Origin of the sequence: Vibrio hyugaensis (assembly GCF_002906655.1) — a bacterium.
Taxonomy (GTDB): Bacteria; Pseudomonadota; Gammaproteobacteria; order Enterobacterales; family Vibrionaceae; genus Vibrio; species Vibrio hyugaensis.
In genome coordinates this window covers 214722-230376 of the sequence record NZ_CP025795.1, presented here as the reverse complement: position 1 = coordinate 230376, position 15655 = coordinate 214722, and the positions used below count along the sequence as shown (strand labels likewise).

At 45.0% G+C, this 15655-nt stretch carries 14 protein-coding genes; 6 read left to right on the top strand and 8 right to left on the bottom strand.

The annotated features are described in order from the left end of the window. Window positions 1-86: 86 nt before the first annotated feature. Complete coding sequence (locus C1S74_RS18305; RefSeq protein ID WP_045396613.1) at window positions 87-686, bottom strand: LysE family translocator; 600 nt, start codon at window positions 684-686, stop codon at window positions 87-89. 121 nt (window positions 687-807) lie between these two features. On the opposite strand from C1S74_RS18305, the gene C1S74_RS18300 reads away from it, so the two are divergent. Continuing rightward, on the top strand, window positions 808-1290 hold the full coding sequence (locus C1S74_RS18300; RefSeq protein ID WP_045396611.1) for an Lrp/AsnC family transcriptional regulator: 483 nt from the start codon (window positions 808-810) through the stop codon (window positions 1288-1290). A 41-nt stretch (window positions 1291-1331) separates the two neighbouring features. On the opposite strand, the gene C1S74_RS18295 is transcribed toward C1S74_RS18300, so the two are convergent. Next, window positions 1332-2147, bottom strand: coding sequence for an AraC family transcriptional regulator (locus C1S74_RS18295; RefSeq protein WP_045396608.1), 816 nt, complete (start codon window positions 2145-2147; stop codon window positions 1332-1334). A gap of 84 nt (window positions 2148-2231) precedes the next feature. Here C1S74_RS18295 and C1S74_RS18290 point away from each other — a divergent pair, with 84 nt between their 5' ends. The 4 genes from C1S74_RS18290 to C1S74_RS18275 all read left to right on the top strand — a co-directional run bounded on the left by C1S74_RS18290 (window position 2232) and on the right by C1S74_RS18275 (window position 4845). Continuing rightward, window positions 2232-2474 carry a hypothetical protein gene (locus C1S74_RS18290; protein WP_045396607.1) on the top strand — a complete coding sequence of 81 codons (243 nt, stop codon included), beginning with the start codon at window positions 2232-2234 and terminating at the stop codon, window positions 2472-2474. Between the two features lie 55 nt (window positions 2475-2529). Further along, on the top strand, window positions 2530-3222 hold the full coding sequence (locus C1S74_RS18285; RefSeq protein ID WP_045396604.1) for an MOSC domain-containing protein: 693 nt from the start codon (window positions 2530-2532) through the stop codon (window positions 3220-3222). Window positions 3223-3422: 200 nt separating this feature from the next. Next, window positions 3423-3929 (top strand): GNAT family N-acetyltransferase, encoded by a 507-nt coding sequence (locus C1S74_RS18280; RefSeq protein ID WP_045396601.1) that lies wholly within the window; start codon window positions 3423-3425, stop codon window positions 3927-3929. A gap of 136 nt (window positions 3930-4065) precedes the next feature. Beyond that, window positions 4066-4845, top strand: coding sequence for a hypothetical protein (locus C1S74_RS18275; protein WP_045396600.1), 780 nt, complete (start codon window positions 4066-4068; stop codon window positions 4843-4845). Between the two features lie 61 nt (window positions 4846-4906). Here C1S74_RS18275 and C1S74_RS18270 read toward each other — a convergent pair whose 3' ends face one another. The 4 genes from C1S74_RS18270 to C1S74_RS18250 all read right to left on the bottom strand — a co-directional run bounded on the left by C1S74_RS18270 (window position 4907) and on the right by C1S74_RS18250 (window position 8880). Next, entirely contained in the window at window positions 4907-6145 is a 1239-nt protein-coding gene (locus C1S74_RS18270) for a DEAD/DEAH box helicase (protein WP_045396597.1), read from the bottom strand. Between the two features lie 489 nt (window positions 6146-6634). Then, window positions 6635-7195 (bottom strand): RNA polymerase sigma factor SigZ, encoded by a 561-nt coding sequence (gene sigZ / locus C1S74_RS18260; RefSeq protein WP_045396595.1) that lies wholly within the window; start codon window positions 7193-7195, stop codon window positions 6635-6637. An 87-nt stretch (window positions 7196-7282) separates the two neighbouring features. After that, the gene (locus C1S74_RS18255) at window positions 7283-7681 is read right to left on the bottom strand and encodes a rhodanese-like domain-containing protein (protein WP_045396593.1); all 399 of its coding nucleotides are present in this window, start codon (window positions 7679-7681) and stop codon (window positions 7283-7285) included. 14 nt (window positions 7682-7695) lie between these two features. Beyond that, window positions 7696-8880 carry a MalY/PatB family protein gene (locus C1S74_RS18250; RefSeq protein WP_045396591.1) on the bottom strand — a complete coding sequence of 395 codons (1185 nt, stop codon included), beginning with the start codon at window positions 8878-8880 and terminating at the stop codon, window positions 7696-7698. Between the two features lie 215 nt (window positions 8881-9095). Between C1S74_RS18250 and C1S74_RS27000 the strand changes: the two genes are divergently transcribed. After that, entirely contained in the window at window positions 9096-9230 is a 135-nt protein-coding gene (locus C1S74_RS27000; protein WP_269422838.1) for a hypothetical protein, read from the top strand. 433 nt (window positions 9231-9663) lie between these two features. Here C1S74_RS27000 and C1S74_RS18245 read toward each other — a convergent pair whose 3' ends face one another. Both C1S74_RS18245 and C1S74_RS18240 read right to left on the bottom strand, forming a co-directional pair. Further along, a complete protein-coding gene (locus tag C1S74_RS18245; protein WP_045396590.1) occupies window positions 9664-14109 on the bottom strand; it encodes an Ig-like domain-containing protein in 4446 nt (1481 codons plus the stop codon). 265 nt (window positions 14110-14374) lie between these two features. Then, window positions 14375-15376 carry an arginine deiminase-related protein gene (locus C1S74_RS18240; protein ID WP_045396588.1) on the bottom strand — a complete coding sequence of 334 codons (1002 nt, stop codon included), beginning with the start codon at window positions 15374-15376 and terminating at the stop codon, window positions 14375-14377. Window positions 15377-15655 lie beyond the last annotated feature (279 nt).

Here is a 15655-nt window from a genome sequence, read left to right as displayed (position 1 = left end):
ACTGAATTGCTAGAGAGAATATGGTTCGCCATAGCGAAACCGGTATATAACGTTTTCTCGGCGCGCGCGTCAAATTAGATAGGAGCCTAAACGGGTTGGCTCAGCATAAACACCACCACTAACGCTAGGCTGCTGCCCATGCATCGGTTTACCCACACTACCTTTTGTGGTGACTGAATAAAGCGGTTCAATACGGTGCCAAAGTACGCCCATGCAAACATCCCCAACACACCGGTTCCCACCATCACGCTAATGATGATTACCACCTGAGTTAGGTAATCATTGTTTGGCGAGATAAATTGGGAAAACACCGTCAGCGATGCAACCCAACTTTTCGGATTAAGAATTTGCACCCAAACGCCAGAGAAAAAACCGGACTTTTTCGCATTCGAATCATTGTCAATTTCCATCGTGGCAATCGACCATGCAAGATACAGCAAGTACGCCGCACCAATCCACTTTAGCGCTGTGTACAAATCTGGGTAAAGGGTAAACAAACTGACAAGCCCCACACTTGCACCAATCAACATGATGATCACTCCAACCGCATTGCCCAATACAAATGGCACGGTCGCAGAAAACCCATATCGACTCGAAATACCTAACAGCGCGACGTTACCAGCTCCCGGCGTTAAAGAAATAGAAACGGCAAACAACAAAAATGCCGCCAACAATTGAGCACTCATGCACTCTCTCCCAAAAAGTAATCAACGAATATGGGAAACAGTCTAACGATTTGGGTAGAAAGAAAATTGCTATCTGCGCTACGATAAAAGTCAATTTGAGCAGACTATTTCTAAAACAATTATGAAAAAGAAAGAATCCACCAACTATGAGTTGGATAGTACCGATTTCGCCATTCTTGACCATATTCAGAAAGATGGTCGCATGAGTAATTCCAAGCTCGCAGAGACCGTTAACCTGAGTGAAACGCCCTGCTGGCGACGCTGGAAAAAGATGGAAGAGGAAGGTTACATTGAGGGTTACGCGGCGAAGTTGAACCGCAAAAAGCTCGGCTTTCAAGTCTCTGGTTTTACGCTGGTGACACTAGGCAGTCACGAGGTAGAAAACACCACACCTTTTGAAGACTTCGTAGCTGAAACCGATTGGATCTTAATGTGTCACTGCATTGCAGGTAGCGCGGATTACATGGTGCAAGTGGTGGCGAGAGACTTAGACGAATACTTTGACCATATCAGTGCCATCCGCCGCGTGAAAGGCATTAGTGCTATTCAATCCAACGTCTCCGTTAAGGAAATCAAGAGCACCTTCCAATTGCCGCTAGAGTAGTGTGATGGACGAGACCGATGTTGTGGACAAGATTGTACTCGCTATCCCCGTCGACCATTAACGCGAAACTGCTGTGGGGTGACATCAAAATAGGCTTTAAACGCTTTGATGTAAGAAGAGTCGTTTTGATACCCCACTTGATCGGCAATGCTTTGGATAGAGAGCTCCTCGTCTAGCAAAGAGAGCGAATAAATCAGCCGAATTTGTTGCCGCCAAAGTTGAAACGAGGTGTTGAACTCTTTGGAGAACAGGCGCGACAAAGTTCGCTCGGATGCGCCTACTGTCTCGCCCCACTGTTTGAGTGACCAATCCAATGCTGGCGTATCGGTCAGCGCTTCGAATATCAGCTTTAAGCGCCTGTCTTCTGGCAGCAGTAACTGAAAGGTCTGCACGTTGTCTTTCATGATTTGATCGTGGAGTACGCCTAGCAAGCGCGATACTTCCTCATCACTTACGAACCCTTCGCATTGACGGCGTATTTCCTGTAGCAGCTCGTTCAAGAACGGCGTGAGAATGATGGTTCTAACTTGATGCTCGTACTCAGTACCGAAACTAGGGTTTAGATAGATTCCGACAAATGTCGTATGGCTTAGCGCGATGGATTCATGTTGAATACCCGCAGGCACAAACAGCGCAGAGGTATGGGGCACAAGGTGCTGGTAATGATCGGTTTTGGTTTGCAATAGCCCTTTTATCGGGAAAATGACTTGATGCCACGTGTGTTGGTGCATCGCGTCAATGTACCCTTTCGGCATATCGATGGTCTTAACAAGTGCCGGTGAGTGAGGATTGGCAGCCATCATCTCATTGGAGGTCATGACACCGGAGTGAGAATCGATTTGGCGGGTTGGCATCATTAACTGTCCTTACATCCCTACTCCGACACAAGTTCACTAGGCTATCATGCTCGGCAAAGTGAAAGAAGCAATGAGGTGCGACGTATGCGATATCAAGTTGAAATATCCAAAGAAAACCAACTCTTATTCAAAATCGATATTGATAACATCAACCAAGACAAGTGCGAAGAATCGCTTGAAACCGTGTTGACCAAGTTCCCTAAAACGGAAGGTTATCAACGTCATGTGTTGGTTTCAGATAGCGAAACGCGCTACTTAAAAAGCACAGAAAAGCGCATTGAAGTACTGGCAGCGATTCCGGTATTTAAGTCATTAGGCGAACGCTAGCGTGGTCTTGTCTCACACCGTTTGGCAAATCAGTTTCAGGCGATAAGGAGAGAATATGAAGAAGTTAGGCGTAGTTAACAGCGTATTAGCAGGTAAAACCGTTGCCTTTGCGCATGGTTCGAAAAGTGCGATTAACAAACAGGTTCTGCCGCAGCGTCAGCATGCAACAGAGCTGGGTTTTACCACTGATGAACAAGGCGATCCACGCTTTCATGGTGGGATTCAAAAAGCCCTTCATATTTACCCAAGCGAGCACTATCCAGTTTGGCAGAAAGAGTTAGGCGATAAAGCGATTTTCCAATCAGCTGGGGCGTTCGGTGAAAACCTAAGCTCAAGTGGCGTAACAGAAGCATCCATTTGCTTGAAAGATAAGATCCGCATCGGCTCAACCTTGTTAGAAGTGTCACAAGGGCGTATGCCTTGCTGGAAACTCAACGTTCGCTTCGAGCAAAACGACATGGCAAGAAGACTGCAAGACACGCTTCGAACAGGCTGGTACTTCCGAGTGTTGCAAGAAGGCGATATCGGTGCAGGTGACGAAATTATTCTGTGCGAAAGACCTTACCCAGACTGGTCATTGGCTCGCATCATGGGCGCTGTGTTTACTGGTTGCCTAGATAAAACAGAGCTAAGTCAGCTGGCGGAACTTCCATTGGTTGAATCTTGGGGCAAGCTTGTTGAACGCCGCCTAGAAACCGGTGAAGTCGAAGATTGGGAAATGCGCTTGGTTGGTCCGACTGCAGGTTAATTCCCGTTTTGACTCCCCGATAGATCGAAGCGTATCCCTTCCTATATCAGCCCCACGGCCAAGTCAGTGGGGCTTTTGCTTTTTAGCCGTTCAAAAAAGCAAACCTTTATTTAAGCTTGCTCTACGCACTTAACAAAGGTTAATGAATCCCGCACAAATACTCTTTATGTTGTACCCAAAATAATACAAGGGGAAGCATGATGCTCGAATGGAGAATTAAGAAATTCGCAGACCTGTCTGTTCAAGAGCTTTACGATTTTTTGCAGCAAAGAGTCAATATTTTCATCGTGAACATGAACACGCCATACAGCGATTTGGATGGTAAAGATAACCATCCCGACACCTACCACGTGATGGGATATGATAACGAACGTCTGGTGGCTTATAGTCGCATTATGCCTCCGAAACTCGGATACCCCGTTGACGTTTTACCCTTGCTGAACTCTGATGCCAATGACGTGCGTATTGGTCGCGTTATCGTCGCAGAGGATTACAGAGGGAAAAACATCGGCAACCAATTGATGCAAGTGAGCTTCGATGCCACAAGAAAGATCTACCCGAACGACAGCATTTTTATATCCGCACAAGCACACTTGAAAGACTACTACGGCAAGTTCGGCTTCGATGTTGTCACCGATAGCTACTTGGAGGATGGGTGCACTATGTTAGGTCTTAGACACATTCCGAAAGTTATCGGCTCAACATAAAAACAACATTAACTCGTTGTAAATATTAAAAAATAAAAGCAGACAGAGTTTCAATGTTTGGTATTTAGCATTTGCTCACCTTTGATGGATGGGGCAAAATCAGCGCTCAATAACGGAATATCAAAAGGGAGTAAAAGTGGAAGATTTCTATATCGATCACAAAGGGTTAGCAGCATATTTTGAGATTCAGTGGCTTGATAAACTTCGACAAAATGGCGTGAGCAAGCCGCTAGATAGCCAGTCTAAGTCAGTCCCAGATTGGTTTGTCTCTTCAAGCCACTCGAAAGACGTCGCGCAGTTTGTTATTGAAGCTCTCGGCAGTGAAAACCTTTCTCCTAAGAGCCTTTTAGAAGTGGGGCCAGCTCTCGGAAGAAACTGTTATGAATTGATAACCAACATACCAAGTATCAATTCGGCTACGCTCGTAGAACCTTCTCATCGTTTGTTATCAAACTTAAAACAGCTACTGGTAGATGGGGGAGAGTGTGACTTCCACTATATTAAGAGCTTAAAAGAGCAAAAGCATTTCACATTTGATGCATCGCCAATAGCCAGAGCTTGTGACCATGTGAATTTTTCTCTCATCGAAGCACCTTTTGAAAGTGGCGTGGTAGCTAAGCAGCATGATTTAAGCCTTTGCTTGAACGTACTGGATCAATGTGACTCCCCTAAAACTGTCGTGGAAGCATTAATGGACGCAACGGCTCCTAATGGTGTTTTGGTTTTAGCTTGTACCTATCAGTGGAGCAAAAAACATTTAAAAGATGAGACTGAAGCAGTTGACGATATAAACGATTATTTTGGCAATGGTTGGCTACCACTATCCGAAGCTGAACACGAGTACAAAATCAGATTCAACGAGAGATACTCGCTCCTTTTCTTGTCTCATATCGTCGCCTATAAAAAGATTGGCTAATAGATATAACAAAGCCACGCTTCTCGCATTGAAGCGTGGCTTTTTGTTTATTTGAGCTTGTCTATTTAGCTTTAGGAGCTTGGCGTTTCGGTTTGCCTTGGAACTGCTTAATGCTCTTTTTGGCATGGGTTCGACGGTTGGCTTTTTTATCGCGTGGGGCGCGTTTGCTTTCGCCTGTTGATGGCTTATCCGTTACTGGAAAACCTTCAAGATCTTGCGTTGGCAATTCACGTTGAGTCAGGTTACGAATCGCTGTAAGAGCTTCAGTTTCTCCATGGCAGACCAGTGACATTGCAACACCTTGCTCGCCTGCACGGGCTGTACGTCCAACTCGGTGAACGTAAGTCTCTGCGTGCATTGGCAACTCAAAGTTAATCACTACTGGTAGTTGCTCGATGTGAATACCGCGCGCCAATAGATCGGTGGCAATTAGCACCTGTGTTTGCCCAGATTTAAACTGCACCAGCGCTTCTTCTCGCTCTGCTTGGCTCTTATTACCGTGCAGCGCATTAGTTGCGATACCCGCTTTATTCAGCTTCTTCGCCAAACCATCTGCGTTCTCTTTCGCGCCAATAAATACCAATACCTGAGACCATGTATTTTGCTTGATCAGTTCAATCAACGCCTTGGTTTTGCTGCCTTTGTTGACTAGATACAGCGTTTCGGCAATATCTTGATTGGTGCTGTTTTCTTGATGCGCTGCGACTTGCTTTGGTGCGTGCATGAGCTGCTTGGCTTTGCCCTTCAACTCATCTGAAAACGTTGCTGAGAACATCGCGGTTTGACGCTGGTTTGAAATCTGCCCTGCAATATTTTGCACGTCAGGCCAAAAGCCCATATCCAACAAGCGATCCGCTTCATCCAACACTAGGTAATGGATATTACTCAGCTCCAACCCGTTATTTGCCAGATCAACTAAGCGACCTGTTGTCGCCACAAGAATGTGAGGGTTTGCCGCAAGTGCCTGTAGTTGCTGCTCTTTATCGACACCTCCACACAAACACACCGCGTTGAGACTAATAGCTTGACCAACTTGGTTAATCGCCTCGCTCACTTGTGTCGCTAGTTCGCGTGTTGGTACTAGAATCAGCGCTTTTTGCTCTGGATTTACACTTAGCTTTTCCAACAAAGGCAAACCATACGCAAGGGTTTTACCACTGCCTGTATTTGCCAATGCCAACACATCTTTACCACTGAGTAGTTCAGGAATTGCCAAAGCCTGAATATCGGTTGGCTTCTTGAAGTCTTTTGGCAGTGCATGAATCAGCTCAGAACTCAACGAGAGAGTAGAAAATAGCATTAGCTTAACCTTGTGCTTTTGGTTGAAGAGGCAGTAAAACAGTATAGATGCAGTAAATCGCAGGCGCGGACTTTACCACAATCCAGTAGACGAACAATCCCATTTTAGAAGAGGAAGTCTGCAAACGTCGTTGGTTTTTAATGCCTCAAACAAAATCAGTGATTAGATTGCCGCTTGGTAGGTACCACGAATAGGGTAATCATTTTCTGGGTTACGGATAAATGCCAAGCGACATTCTCTTAAGGCGTACCCAGTTCGATAGTATCGCCACTTCACGTCGCTTGAGATAAAACGGGCGCGACACAGGTTGGAGTGGAGGGCATCGCAGCCCTCACATGTCGCGCCCTAATCAAGAGACCGGAGTTATCGTTGAATGTATTCGTTACATTTGTCAGATTTTATACGAGCAATAACCACAACTTTTAAAAATGTGAATACCGAGCCAAAACTCTGCGCTTTTACATTGTAAATCGAACGGATATTTTAGCTTTATGCCACTTCAGCACTGTACACTTGAGCCATGTGAAGGCACTGCGGTTCTGGTGAGAAATCAACGATACCTCCTCGACCTGCTTCAACATTGCAGTACTCAACTAACAAGGCTTTGAGCTTGACTCGACCGCGCTGAATTCGGCTTTTCGTCGCAGAAAGCGAAAGTCCCAACTGGTCCGCGACCGTTTGTTGAGGCAAACCATCGAGTTCAGACAGAATCATAGCTTGGCGATATTTCTCTGGTAGGCACTCAAACATTGGGCGCAAACAATGCCCCATGGTTTGGAGGTTCTCCAGCTCTATCGGCATTTCCTCTTCAACCTGATTATCTATCAGTTCTTCATAACTTCGGTGCGATCGGTAATGATCCATGATCGCGTTATGGGTGATGCGATATAACCAGCTTTTGATTTTGCTTCGCGCTTCTAACTGATCGATCTTTTGACTCGCTTTGATGTACACCTCTTGCAAAATATCATCTGCCAAATCTGGATCACCGGTCTGTTTGACAATGTAGTTTTTGAGCTGCTCTTTGTGCGCTAACCACTCTGCTAACATGCGCTTGCCTCTAAGGATTAGAAAAGTATATTTCGATAATAATGGAAATATAACTCAAAAAGCAAGCCGCATATCCTATTGCAGAGATCACGAAGCCGCTTCTATCTCACCGTCAGCTTTCACCCACGCGGCAAAGCCACCTTCTAAATTAAACACAGGACCAAGCCCCATCTCAAAGGCTTGTTTTGCTGCATAAAGGGAACGAAGCCCATGAGCACAATAGAAAACATAGGTTTTATCTTGAGCGAAGACTTTGTTATGAGCAGGACATTCAGGATCAATAAGGAATTCCAACATGCCTCTCGGACACGTAAACGCACCAGGAATAACGCCGAGTTTGCGCCTCTCGTCGGCTTCTCGAACGTCAACGAATACGTAATCTTCGTTTTCGAACAAGGCTTTTGCATCCTTAATGGATAGGTCTGCAACGCTCAATCGAGCTTCTTCTGCTAGGGCTTTGATGCCTTTAATAATGGTTTGTGCCATCGTCTTATTCTCTACTACTTAGCCAATACACGTTTATCTAAAGCAGCTTTAAGCAGCTCAAACGAGGTTTTTATTTGCTCTAAAGCACAAGCGAAGTTCATTCGGTAATAATTTTCATCCGGTTCACCAAACCAGGTTCCGGGTGTCAACGCCATTTGCGCTTCTTCCGTTAGTAGTGATTTAAGAGCAGACGCCTCCAATTCTAAGCCAGAAAAATCGAACCAAATCTGGTTAGTACCTTGTGGCAAGAATGCTTTCACTTGAGGCAAGTTGCGCTCAATAAACTCGATAATCCAATTGCGGTTGTTTTGCGTGTAGGCATGAAAACCTTCAAACCATTCTTTACCGTGTTGGTAAGCTGCAATCGTCGCGTAGGTAGTAAACGCATTGCCATGATCGATAGAAAGCGAAGCCGACGCCGCTTTGATTTTGTCGCGGAGTGCTTGGTTATCGCTGTAAATGTAGCCGTTAGATATGCTGTTCAAACCGAAGTTTTTCGCCGGAGAACCAATAATCGTTAGGCTGTTTTCGTAACTCAATGAGGTCATACTGGTAAACGTCGCGTCATCGAAGACAATATCGGCATGTACTTCATCACTGATGATCATCACCTTGTATTTCTGAGCTAAAGTCACCATTCGCTCTAGTTCTGCCTTGGTCCAAACACGCCCCACTGGGTTATGCGGATTACACAGCAAAATCATTTGCACTTCGCCACTCTTTAGCTGAGTTTCAAGAAGCTCAAAGTCCATCACGTAGTGCTCGTTTTCGATCTTCATTGTATTGCCTACAACGGTTCGCCCCGCAGACTCAATCAAACGTCGGAATTGATGATAAACCGGAGTTTGAATCAGCACACCCTCGCCTTCTTTGGTGAACTCACGGATAAGCAGCGCAATAGCACTCAAAACACCCGGTACTTGAACAAAGTTGTCTGAGTTAAGCTCAAGACCATGCAACTCCTTGTTCCAATCAGAAATAGATTGAAAAACCGTCTTGCTATCAAACTCGTACGAGAAGGTTTCACGGCTCACGAGTTGCTGCATGACTTGCGAAATAGGCGATGCAATTGGAAAGCCCATGTCTGCAATCCAATACGGTACGACTTGGTCTGTCCCGTACACTTGGTTGAGCATTTGGCTATCATGTTTAATGAATTTGTCTTTGATATCTGAGCGCGTTGGCTGTGGCTTGAACATGGGATTCTCCGGTCGAAATCTTTTCATACTGATAAGACGACATCGACGAACAAAAGACGCAAATTATTTTCAATTCTTTATTCAAAAGAGTGATTCAAAAACCTTTTATTGCGCTTATTCATAATCTTAGACACGAAAACGCAGAACTTATACTCTGCGTTTTGTTAGATTAGTTTGCTGATTTCACGCTTATTTGGTGTAGAAGGTGCGCTTCAATGCCATTTCTAGACCACGAACGTCGACAAGACCTTTTAGACGGCCAATGGCTGAGTAGCGGCTTAAAAGTCGTCAAGAATATCGAGCCTGAAGTGCTCTCGCTTATCGTACCAATTATTGATGTAAAAGCATGAAGGCTATTAACATCACGATAACACGTTTTTAAATCGTGCATATCTTGTGAAATATAAGTGTCTGTTTCTGCCTCTTTAGCGTTTTGGTATTTGCTTGGAATGAGGATAATTTCTTTGTGATTTGGCTTCTAAAAGTAACTGCAAAATTAGGGCGTGATACAGCCAAGCATCAAGTAAAAAAGCACGTCTCAAACTGCTGCTTTTCTTTTGAAATCAGAGCTCTAACAAGCACATCGAAATATGCGCTTATGACGGTTACGAGGATCACCACAGCCACTGCTGTCATGAGAAGCACGAAACTACACAGGAAAGAGAATTAGTCACTTTAGACTGAGCAAACTCAGAAAAGACGATGTACAAAAATGCCACTCAGATTTGAGTGGCATTTTTATATTGAAACACAGCAAAAACGAGTCGTGCTTTGCTCGATAAACTATGGGCAAATCAACGAAATACTCGCGACTGCATCACTATAGTCATCAACCTTAACTGACACGTTATAACTGTCGCCTTCGGTTGATTTATCGCACGTTACCGACACACCATACGTGCCATCTGAACTATTGAGTTGAGCATCTCCAAATGTTGCAATACCCAATTGATTTATAATACTACTTGCAAAGCGAACGCTAATGTTATGCCCTCCATGCGTAATTACGGAGCCAGAACTATCTCGTAAGGTTACGGTTATATTTGTTGAATCCGTTATCGTGGCCGGCGTCGCACTACTCTGAACAGTATCGACTTGAGTAACAGTGAGCGGTAACGTATTTGTCAATGTTACGCCACCAAGGGTAGCACTGACTTCATAACTTCCTGCGGTAGTAGAAGTCACGGTTGCAGTGTAAGTGCCATCTCCGTTATCCACTGCCGTTCCAAAGCTCAACCCTGTATCAGAAGGGCTCAACTCTAACTCGCCATAACTTCGCGCGTAAGCACTGCCATCGTCTTTCTTTAAGGCAACCGTAATCGTTGCACTATGGTCCCCACCAACACCAAAGACAGAAACATCACTCACTATGCTGGACTGAGAGGCGCTTGGTGCAACCACTTCAAACGTTAGGTTTTGTGTCCCGATCGTCCCTGCATCATAGGTAGCGGTGGCGGTAACTTCTCCAGCAACAGTAGAGCTAATGCTACTTGTATACACGCCATTACCCGCACTCACTAAGTCAGTCTTGCTGGCAGAGCCCAAGGTAATATCAATCTCGGGGCTACCCGAAGCTGGTACAAACGCATTACCCGCATAGTCTTTCAGAGTGATGGTCAGTTGAGCGGTACTACTTCCATCTGCCGCTATGGTGGTGATATCGGCTTGAAGTGTCGACTGTGATAAATCAATCACCGCATCAAAAGTAAGATCTACGGTACCAGTCAACTGGGTACCACCAATGCTCGCACCGACGGTATAGCTACCTGCATTCGTTGTTGTAAGCTCAACAGTGTATGAGCCATCGCCGTTATCTACTTTTGATGATTCCGTTACCCCATTAGGAACAGAGAAGGATATATCCCCCGCCGACGATGTGTAATCAGCACCATTAGTGTCTTTCAACTGAACCGTTACAGTAATTTTTTCACTACCATTAGCATTCGCAGAACCTTTGTCACTACTAAATGTCGCAGCAGCTAAGTTGAGGACAGAAGAGAAGATAATGTCGATTGAATTGCTCAATCTGTCGCCACCTAAAGATGCACCAATAGTAAAGCTTCCTGAAGTCGTACTTGAGTACTTAACCGTATAGCTTCCATCACCGTTATCTGTCGGAGAGATCTGAGTCAACCCTGCAGGTTCATCAAACGACAAGGTACCCGCAGAGCTCGTGTAGTTTTGTCCTTCAGAATCTTTAAGTTGAACCGTCACCGTAATCACTTCGCTACCATCGGCATTCGCAGAGCTTTTATCACGTGTAAACTCGGTGTTGCTGAGAGCAAGGACAGGGTTAAATTCAAAGGTAATAGAATCTACAAATTTACTCCCGTCCAATGACGCTCCAATGGTGTAAGAGCCTGACGTCGAGCTTCTGTATTTCACGGTGTAAGAGCCATCGCCATTATCTTGGCTACCGAACTTGGTTAACCCATTTGGTGTATCGAAAATTAGCGTACCGCCAGAACGGGTGTAATCATTCCCTTCTTTATCTTTCAGCTGCAAGGTCACAGAGATCACCTCAACGCCATCGGCGCTTGCCGAACTCTTATCAACAGAGAAATCAGCACTGTTGGTATCTAAGACTGGAGTAAACTCAATACCTAAGCTACTAGATAAGGCGCTACCTGCAATAGATGCGCTGATATTGAAGGTTTCTGACGCTTGACTGATGAATACCGCGGTATAACTGCCATCCTCATTATCTTGAGAAGAGACCAATTTCAGCCCAGAGTGCTCTACGAAAGTGATGTCACCACCTGACGACGTGTAATCATTTCCATCCGCATCTTTTAGCTGCACGGTCACGGTAATTTGCTCGCTACCATCCGCACTGGCTGACGCTTTATCTCGGCTAAACACTGCATTTGATAAATCAAAGATTGGCACAAATTCTACTGTTGCTGAGCCTCCTAATGCATTGCCATCAATTTGTCCTGATATCACCACTTCTTGCGCTTTTGTTGAGGTCACTTTTGCGCTGTATGTACCATCCCCATTGGAAGTAATCCCAGAGATAACTACCTCTTCGGCGGGCTCAGCACTCAATGTCAGCTCACCTGAATTCGATTCACGAGCCGTACCAAACTCATCGCGTTCCTGAACGGAAATAATGATTTCTGCAACGCCATCAGCCAGAGCTTCTGTATTCTCTGCAAAAACGAACGTTTGAAGGTATTCAATCGGCAATTCAGCAAGACAGTATTCGTTGGAGCTCGGCAACTGAATATCAAAGCTTATTGCGTTATCAACGCTGGTCGTAACGGTTGTGCGTTCACCCCAGTAGTAGCGATTCTCGAAATACGAGTATGCGGAACCGATGTATTCAATCGAGTCCACGGCATCACTCTGTGTGCTGTTTCCGTCAGTGTCCGTTCTCCCCCACAAATAGTGAGAATAGTCTTGGTTGTACATCCAAAAGTAAGCGTCTGGTGCGGCTTTAAAGCGCGTAACGGCCATATCATCATCAGTACAAACCAAACGGGTCTGAACGGCTTGTTCAATCTTGTCACACAGTTGCAGCGACATAAGCGAGATATTAGTCGTGTCTGCTTTAGCGGTAAATTCTACTTGTGCCCAAGTTTGCCCACCGTAGTAATACAGGCGGTATAACCCATCTTCGACTAGATTCGAAAAAGTAATGGTATCCCCGTTCACTTCACCCGAGGTTTCATAGGAATAACCGGAATATAGGTAGTAATAACCTGAGCCGACTGTCTGAGTTTTCGTTTCATCGATTGGGCAAACTAGCGACAACCCCGTTTCCATATCAATGCGAGGAGGATTAACGATATTCAGGTTTACTTTTAATGACTTAGAAGAGTCGCCTGACACACCAAAACAAAAATCATCCAAATTGACACCCTCTGCTCCATCGGCAACCTCGATAACCTCGCCATCCACTTCTACCGAGGCGAGCAAACTATTACCTTGGCTATCGAGCAGATCAAAATTGCCCGCAAACGCAGGCACTCGATTTATGTTCAGTTTTTCTGGGTCGTCACCCCAACCAGAAGGTTTGTAAGCCCAACCACCGCCAGCTTTAGCAAAAGAGAGACGCAATTTTTGATTGTTAGGATCGCCGTTTGCGTCCACAACATCGACATCGAGTTTACAGCGGTCTTGGCCGTACCAATCCAGATTGTAGTAAGAAAGGTGGGTGATTGGTTTCGATACCGTAAAGGTGCCTTCGTTTTCTTGTTCAATAACGGCATCACCTTCGTAACGCCATTTACCCGTAGAGTCGGTATAACTCCAAATAGGGATCGTGCCATCGTCCAACGCCAGAGGGTCACCGGTTTGCGGATTCACCGTGGATTTTGGTACTTCAAACTCCAAAGTTACGCCTTCTCCATCAAACGATGACACTTTGTTACCACCCTCATCGCCAATCTCAATCGCGACAAAGCCAGCAGAAATAAAGGTCACACTATCTGGAGAGGTAATATCACTAGGTAGCTCGCCATCAAAGCCGTCTGGCGATAAACCCCCAGGGAAGAGATACAACGGATTATTCTCATCATCCGCTAACCCTTTGGGATCCGCAGAGAAAAGCATCATCGAGACAGAAACATCCCCAGCCGGAGTAAAAGGTTGTCCGTCTTCACCAATAAATCCAGTACCAGCAGGAATCGACAGCCTAGCGGTCGCGCCATCAAGTATTTTCCCTCCGTCCGTGCTGTCATCTTTGATAACGGTCGCCACATTCACAGAAGAGCTTGTCACGTGGCCATCTAACTCAACGTGTTCTTCAGCAAATGTGGTGGCCTCTTCCGCCTTTTCTGACTTAGGTACGATCTCAATCCAGTAATTATCAGACATGGTGGTTTGGGTAAGATCAAACACTTGAGAGTTAGAGAAAAACCCCTCACCTCTCACAATCACCGTCATCTTAGCCACGCCACCGTTCACATCACTGGCGCTATCGACGTCGAACGTGAATGGCACAATGCCAGATTCAGGCACTACAACGACGTTACTTTGGAATGCACCTCCTTCATGAAAACCAGCTACTTCTCTTCCAAGAACATCCTCGACGCTAACCGAAAATGTCTCATTCTGGTTTTCAACATCAAATACAAACAGCAGTTCAAGATTAGAAATTTCTGTCTCATCAACTCTATTGGAGACATTAAGTGATAAGCTTTGTTGGTGAGAAATTTGAGACGTTAATGACGTAGTTGTTTCAGTGGTAGAGTCATTACAGCCAAAAATAGTAAGTAAAGACATTATTCCTATCAGGCAATACAACCACGCCCTTTTGTACGAGTTGATGATAACCATAACCTAGCCTTTATATTTATATGAAACACAATACATATAAATAGCAGCTAACTAATACACCTGCATGATGTATGGATAAAATCATACTCAGAGCACATTTGGATGAAACGAATGCTTTGGCATTCATTGCCTACTTCCCATCGAGATAAACCTAATAAAAAAGCACCACATCTTTCGACATCGTGCTTTTGGGAGGAAATTCGGTTTTGGTTTACAGCACGGCTTTGCGACTTGGTAAGAACACTTCACCTAGCATGCAGCGTACAGAGCCGCCGCCAATAGATTCGATCGTCGAAACATCAAATGGCAGTAATTTACCGTGTGTTGCCAGTTGGTTTCTCTGTGCTGGTGAAAACGCATCATAGGCGGATTGAGACATCGCAATCACCTTGTCGCCTCGTACGGTTTCCAACTGCAGAATGTTGCCGCAAAACTGGTTCATCTGTTCAAGGGAAATTGAGATGACCTGTTTGTCTTTTGCTAGTGACTTAAGCACAAAACGACGTTCGAACTCCGGGATTACTTCATCACAAATTACGCAGAACTGCTCACCCACCGCCATCATTACGTTGGTATGGTAAATCGGTGCACCTGACGGCAAACGGGTTTGGAAAGAAATCACGCGGTCGTAACCGATACGTTTGGCGTAGTCTTCTAACACTAGTCGGTCACAACGTTGTGAAAGCGCGGCGTACACGGTTTTGTTGAAGTGATCGAACACCATCACGCCTGTGCTCTCTAAGTAGGCTTCTTCATTCAGGTATTCGGTTAGTGAGTCTTGTTGATGAACTTCGCGACCGGCTTGTACTAACGCCGCCACCAGCGCACCTGGACGAACTTCATGCTGACGGTTCTCACACGCCATTGGGAAAGTATACAAAGTGCCTTCTGGGGTCGTGCTGAACCAGTTATTTGGGAACACCGCATCTGGTGTGGTGATGTCAGATTGAGGGTAATCAAACTCTACTACTTGTACGCCTTCTTTACGCAATGTCTCAACCATCGCGGAAAATTCAGCCATGGTGTTATGTGAGACTTCTTCTTGAGTCAGAGAAACTTGGTGTTGAAACTCGTTGTCTTGCGCGGTTTCTTCATTAAAACGAAACTCTTTCGGCGGCACCATCACAACGCAATTTGCGGTATGACGCAGAGCACTTTGCGTGCTTTCTTCTTTTCCATGTGCATTCTGAGGCACTGATTCGTGTAGTAGCATCCAATTCATTCCTTTTGACTAGAATGATGAGATTGTAAAATTATTGTTAACTGTGGTTTTACTGTTTTTAATAATAACTTCATCAGCCAAAAGCAATATTTACTGGAAATATCCATATTAACCAGAATTTTTATTGTCACCTTGCAGGTTTACTGTTTTATGGCGTGTGAATGACATTCTCAAGAATAATGCACTAATGAATTCTTTATAACCAACTAGTTACATTTAAAAAGCAATCGGTTAGACTACTTTTTCGCCTCTCTCACATACGTAATTTGT

What these genes read in the sequence shown, in the direction of transcription:
- C1S74_RS18305 (WP_045396613.1), bottom strand. Translation starts at nt 686, where the DNA reads ATGAGTGCTCAATTGTTGGCGGCATTTTTGTTGTTTGCCGTTTCTATT.
- C1S74_RS18300 (WP_045396611.1), top strand. Translation starts at nt 808, where the DNA reads ATGAAAAAGAAAGAATCCACCAACTATGAGTTGGATAGTACCGATTTC.
- C1S74_RS18295 (WP_045396608.1), bottom strand. Translation starts at nt 2,147, where the DNA reads ATGATGCCAACCCGCCAAATCGATTCTCACTCCGGTGTCATGACCTCC.
- C1S74_RS18290 (WP_045396607.1), top strand. Translation starts at nt 2,232, where the DNA reads ATGCGATATCAAGTTGAAATATCCAAAGAAAACCAACTCTTATTCAAA.
- C1S74_RS18285 (WP_045396604.1), top strand. Translation starts at nt 2,530, where the DNA reads ATGAAGAAGTTAGGCGTAGTTAACAGCGTATTAGCAGGTAAAACCGTT.
- C1S74_RS18280 (WP_045396601.1), top strand. Translation starts at nt 3,423, where the DNA reads ATGCTCGAATGGAGAATTAAGAAATTCGCAGACCTGTCTGTTCAAGAG.
- C1S74_RS18270 (WP_045396597.1), bottom strand. Translation starts at nt 6,145, where the DNA reads ATGCTATTTTCTACTCTCTCGTTGAGTTCTGAGCTGATTCATGCACTG.
- sigZ (WP_045396595.1), bottom strand. Translation starts at nt 7,195, where the DNA reads ATGTTAGCAGAGTGGTTAGCGCACAAAGAGCAGCTCAAAAACTACATT.
- C1S74_RS18255 (WP_045396593.1), bottom strand. Translation starts at nt 7,681, where the DNA reads ATGGCACAAACCATTATTAAAGGCATCAAAGCCCTAGCAGAAGAAGCT.
- C1S74_RS18250 (WP_045396591.1), bottom strand. Translation starts at nt 8,880, where the DNA reads ATGTTCAAGCCACAGCCAACGCGCTCAGATATCAAAGACAAATTCATT.
- C1S74_RS27000 (WP_269422838.1), top strand. Translation starts at nt 9,096, where the DNA reads ATGCCATTTCTAGACCACGAACGTCGACAAGACCTTTTAGACGGCCAA.
- C1S74_RS18245 (WP_045396590.1), bottom strand. Translation starts at nt 14,109, where the DNA reads ATGTCTTTACTTACTATTTTTGGCTGTAATGACTCTACCACTGAAACA.
- C1S74_RS18240 (WP_045396588.1), bottom strand. Translation starts at nt 15,376, where the DNA reads ATGCTACTACACGAATCAGTGCCTCAGAATGCACATGGAAAAGAAGAA.